Raw genomic sequence first — 4,333 nt, 5'->3', positions numbered from 1 at the left:
TTTACGATTTCAAAAATAAAAGATATATTTACCAGTACAAAGACCACTTGGGAAATGTAAGGGTCAATTATACCAAAACGCCCGATGGCAGCGCAGCAGCATTAAATTACAATACCTATTATGCTTTTGGAATGAATCATCTGAATCCATCAAATGATTCAATGTACAATCCTTTGGGAGCACCATATAATTACAAGTACAACGGCAAAGAACTCCAGGAAACGGGAATGTACGATTATGGTTGGCGAATGTATATGCCCGATATCGCAAGATGGAACGGGATGGATCAGCTTTCTGAAAAATTTATTTCTTCTTCGCCGTATGCTTATGTGATGAATAATCCAATCTCGTTTATGGATCCTGATGGAAGAGATATTAGAGAAACATCAACAGGATGGACCTTTACTGGAAATGACATTAGTTTGCTTAGTGGTTATATGGGTTCAGGTGGTAGTTATAGCAATCTCACAAGCCAGTTGGGTGGTTTTGGTGGAAATTTTGGAAGCGGAGGAATCAGTAATTTCTGGAGTAGCTTTAATGGAGGAAGCACTTTTGGTGGAGTTAGAACAAATACTAATAATACTTTCAGTTGGTGGACAAATTCTGCAATGCCCGCAAATCAGTTTTCTTATCAAGCAGGACAAAAACAAGAAAATTTACAAGGAATAGAATGGCATAGCAAGAAAATTAATGAAAGTGGAAATGATAATAGTAATTGGGCAAAAGCCGCATTAGGTTTTATGGCAATGGACATTGCTGTTCCTGACCCAACAGACGCTGCTTGGCCGAAGTGGGCAGGCTATGCTGTAGTAGGCGCAGTGGCAGGAGGTTATCTTTATTATGAAAAAATGGAGAGAGAAATAGAAGGAATTAGAAAACGAAATCTTCTGCCTCAAGGTTTTTTATATCAACTAGAAGCTACACGATCAGGTTTATACCCTAATGTAAGAGGAGGTACAACATATTTAAATGCTGGTGATGTATGGAAATATGGTGAAACGACAACAAATAATCGTTATACAGATAGTAAGCTTAGAGCACAAGGATTGATAATGAACCCTATATTTCACGGTAATCAAATGGAAATTAAGATTCAGGAAAAAATAATGATTTATGGACATTTTTTCATAAACGGATCTCTTCCAGCAGGAAATAAAATTTTTAGATAAAAATAAACAGTATGAATTTTGGACTAGCAATAACTTTTTCTATTGAAGTTAAAAACAAATATATCATTACACAGTTTTCAGATGATATAGAGAAATATTTTAAAGTTAAAAGTTATGGGAATGATTTAAAAAGTATTGTTGTAGGAATAGTTTGTGTCAGTCCCAATTTTGAAAAATTCTTTAAAATAAAGAAGCCCATATATACAAAAGGGAAAAAAGAATTTAGTGATGAAGATTTAACCTATACTATCGAAGACAATTTAGAGTATAATTTAAAATTAAATTTTTCAGAATTTCAAAGTTCATCAGAAGAAGAAGCTCGAAAAATTGTAGCAAAAGAACTTCTTTTATCATTAGATACTTTAGATTCTGTAAAGAAAAAAATCAAGGATTTTAATTGGGAACAATTTAGATGGGATTTGGAAGACTATTTTAAAGAAAGAAATCTGATATGATAAATAAGACTGAACAACTCGAAAATTTAAAAAAGGAAATAACATTCGAATCTGAAGGTTTTTATCCTGGTTTAGCAGATGAGCAGAACAAAACAATATTAATAATTTTATTTGGTAATATCATTGATGAATTTATATCAGGAACTCAACAGGATTTTAAAGAAAACGATTATATAAATTTGATAGCAAGCAATATAATTAAGTTTGACATTTATAATTTAGATACTGAAGACAGAGAATATGTATGTCAATCTTTTGAAAAAATTATGGATGCAATAGAATTAGAAAGTTCTGGAGGTGTATTAAATCAATGGATGTATGGTTTCAATCCATAAGAAAAGATAACAGTGATGTATTGGGATGAATCATCTGAACCCCTCAAATAATTCTGTTTACAATCCTTTGGGAGCACCGTATAACTACAAGTACAACGGGAAAGAATTACAAGAAACCGGAATGTACGATTACGGGTGGCGAATGTATATGCCTGATATTGCAAGATGGAACGGAATGGATCAGTTGTCGGAGAAATTTATTTCTTCTTCGCCGTATGCTTATGTGATGAATAATCCTGCGATGTTTTTTGATCCCGATGGTAGAGATATAGATTGGAATCTAATTTGGAAAAATGCAACACCAAATGCAACAACTACCTATTCTAACTTTGATTCAAGTGGCAACTGGGGTAACAGAAGTTTCGTGCCTTTTGCTGAAGCAGGTACTGCAACAGCATTTTATAATTTCCTTGCAGGAGGGGGAACAGGGAGTTACACCTACTGGACAGGAGGTGCAATGTCAGGCGGTGGATATTCTTTGGGAAGTGACGGATTGCGACAGAGAGACATACAAGGATCGGTGGGACACAATATTAATATTAAAGGATCAAATGATTCATTTAAAAACTGGGCAGATTTAGGTGCGACAACAATGCAGGGAATGTTTAAATATGCTGCTGACAGTAGAACAAACTTCTACAATAGCGGTAATTGGATTGACAATTTAGGAAACGTAAGAAGCACAAAATATGCTGGTAGGGCAAAAGGTTCTTTGATTGGATTGAGAAGTGATTATATTAAAGGTACGGCAATGTACGGGAAATATGCAGAGAGAGCAGGTTGGATTGGTTATGGTATTTCTGCAATAGAAATAGGGGAAGGTATATCTAAAGACAATGGAACATATGGAAACAACGCACAGATTGCAACAGCAAAAGCTGTAGGAGGAATAATAGGTGCTGCAGAGGGTGCATTAATTGGTGCATATATTGGGACAGTGATTATTCCAATACCTGGGGTAGGAACAGCTGCGGGTATTGTTATCGGGCTTGGAGTAGGATATATTTACAGTGAAATTGCAGGACAAATGGTAGAACATATTCAAAATAATTAAATTATGAAAAGAATAAAAAAAAATAATATTAAATTTTCTCTTTTTATTGTATTTATGAGTTTGTTGTTATTAATAGGAATAGTAGCCATTATAAATCCAACTAAATATACCAGCTTTTTTTATCGTAATGGTATAATTGTATTCATGGTAGGAGTAATGGGTATAATCATATCATCATTTTTTATTTATGAATTAGGAATAAAGTTATTTAATCGAAATGCTATATTTTTAATTAATAGTAAGGGGATTATCGATAAAGTAAACATATTAGATTATCCTTTTATATGTTGGACAGATGTAATAACAATAGAAGAATGTAAGGTGAATAATACTTCTTATCTAAAAGTTATTATTAATAACCCTGAGAGATATATCAATCAAAAAAAAGGTTTAAAGAAATGGCTTCTAAACTTAAATTATAAAAAATATCACACTCCAATATTGTTAAATAATACTTTTTTAAAGTGTTCTTTTATTGAGCTTAAACAATCCATTACAGAGGCTTATGAGGAATATAAAAAAAACAAATAGAGCAATAGGAGGAATTGTTGGAGGATTTTGGGGTGGAGAAATTGCTGAAGATTGGATAAAATAAAATTTAAAATTAGAATAAATGGAAACGATAGAAATAAAGAGTAGTAAATTAAAATTAATCTTAATATTATCAGGATTAATAATATTTATAATTTTCGGAATATTATTCGCAATTGATCCTTATAAATTTGTTTCTAGAATATTTAGAAATATTTTTTTCATCCGTATTATAGGAATTATTACTTTCTTTTTTTCTTTTTTTCTTTTTATTGTATTACTAAATTATATTTTCACAAAAAAATTTAGTCTTATAATTAATGAACATGGATTAATTGATAATTCTAGTTTCGTCAGTGTCGGAATGATAGAATGGAAAAATATTATTTCTATAACTAGTACTGATATTATGTCTACAAAATTCTTAATCATTGAAGTTAAAAATTATAATAAGTATTTACTAAGCAAAAACACAATTAAAAGCGGAATATTAAAAAGTAATTTAAAAACTTATGGCACTCCTATCGCAATTTCTTCGAATACGCTTGCATATAATTTTAAAGAACTTGAAGAAATCATTTTAAAATCCTTTGCTGAATACAAAAAACTACAAATACAACGGCAAAGAACTTCAGGAGACGGGGATGTATGATTACGGCCCCGATGGAAGACTAAGCCAGTCTTTTATCAATAATCTTTGGAATTCGGCGTCCGGCACAACGTGGAATAATAACAATGACGGAAGCTTTACCAATAACTGGGGCGATACAATGAGCAATGATGGAATTG

At 32.0% G+C, this 4,333-nt stretch carries 6 protein-coding genes; all 6 read left to right on the top strand.

Annotation, left to right across the window (positions count from 1 at the left end):
• On the top strand, nucleotides 1–1,169 hold a 1,169-nt coding region (locus WBY99_RS10800), incomplete at its 5' end, for an RHS repeat-associated core domain-containing protein (protein WP_423976342.1).
• Nucleotides 1,170–1,180: 11 nt separating this feature from the next.
• On the top strand, nucleotides 1,181–1,624 hold the full coding sequence (locus tag WBY99_RS10795) for a hypothetical protein (protein ID WP_423976341.1): 444 nt from the start codon (nucleotides 1,181–1,183) through the stop codon (nucleotides 1,622–1,624).
• Complete coding sequence (locus WBY99_RS10790) at nucleotides 1,621–1,959, top strand: DUF4844 domain-containing protein (protein ID WP_423976340.1); 339 nt, start codon at nucleotides 1,621–1,623, stop codon at nucleotides 1,957–1,959. The genes WBY99_RS10795 and WBY99_RS10790 overlap by 4 nt, the downstream gene beginning before the upstream one ends.
• A 25-nt stretch (nucleotides 1,960–1,984) precedes the next feature.
• Nucleotides 1,985–3,013, top strand: coding sequence for an RHS repeat-associated core domain-containing protein (locus WBY99_RS10785; protein ID WP_423976339.1), 1,029 nt, complete (start codon nucleotides 1,985–1,987; stop codon nucleotides 3,011–3,013).
• 3 nt (nucleotides 3,014–3,016) lie between these two features.
• The gene (locus tag WBY99_RS10780; RefSeq protein ID WP_423976338.1) at nucleotides 3,017–3,544 is read left to right on the top strand and encodes an STM3941 family protein; all 528 of its coding nucleotides are present in this window, start codon (nucleotides 3,017–3,019) and stop codon (nucleotides 3,542–3,544) included.
• Nucleotides 3,545–3,626: 82 nt separating this feature from the next.
• Nucleotides 3,627–4,196, top strand: a complete 570-nt coding sequence (locus WBY99_RS10775; RefSeq protein ID WP_423976337.1) for an STM3941 family protein — start codon at nucleotides 3,627–3,629, stop codon at nucleotides 4,194–4,196.
• Nucleotides 4,197–4,333: the final 137 nt, after the last annotated feature.

Source organism: Kaistella sp. (assembly GCF_049588135.1).
Classification (GTDB): Bacteria; Bacteroidota; Bacteroidia; order Flavobacteriales; family Weeksellaceae; genus Kaistella.
This window is presented reverse-complemented; position numbering and strand designations above follow the sequence as displayed.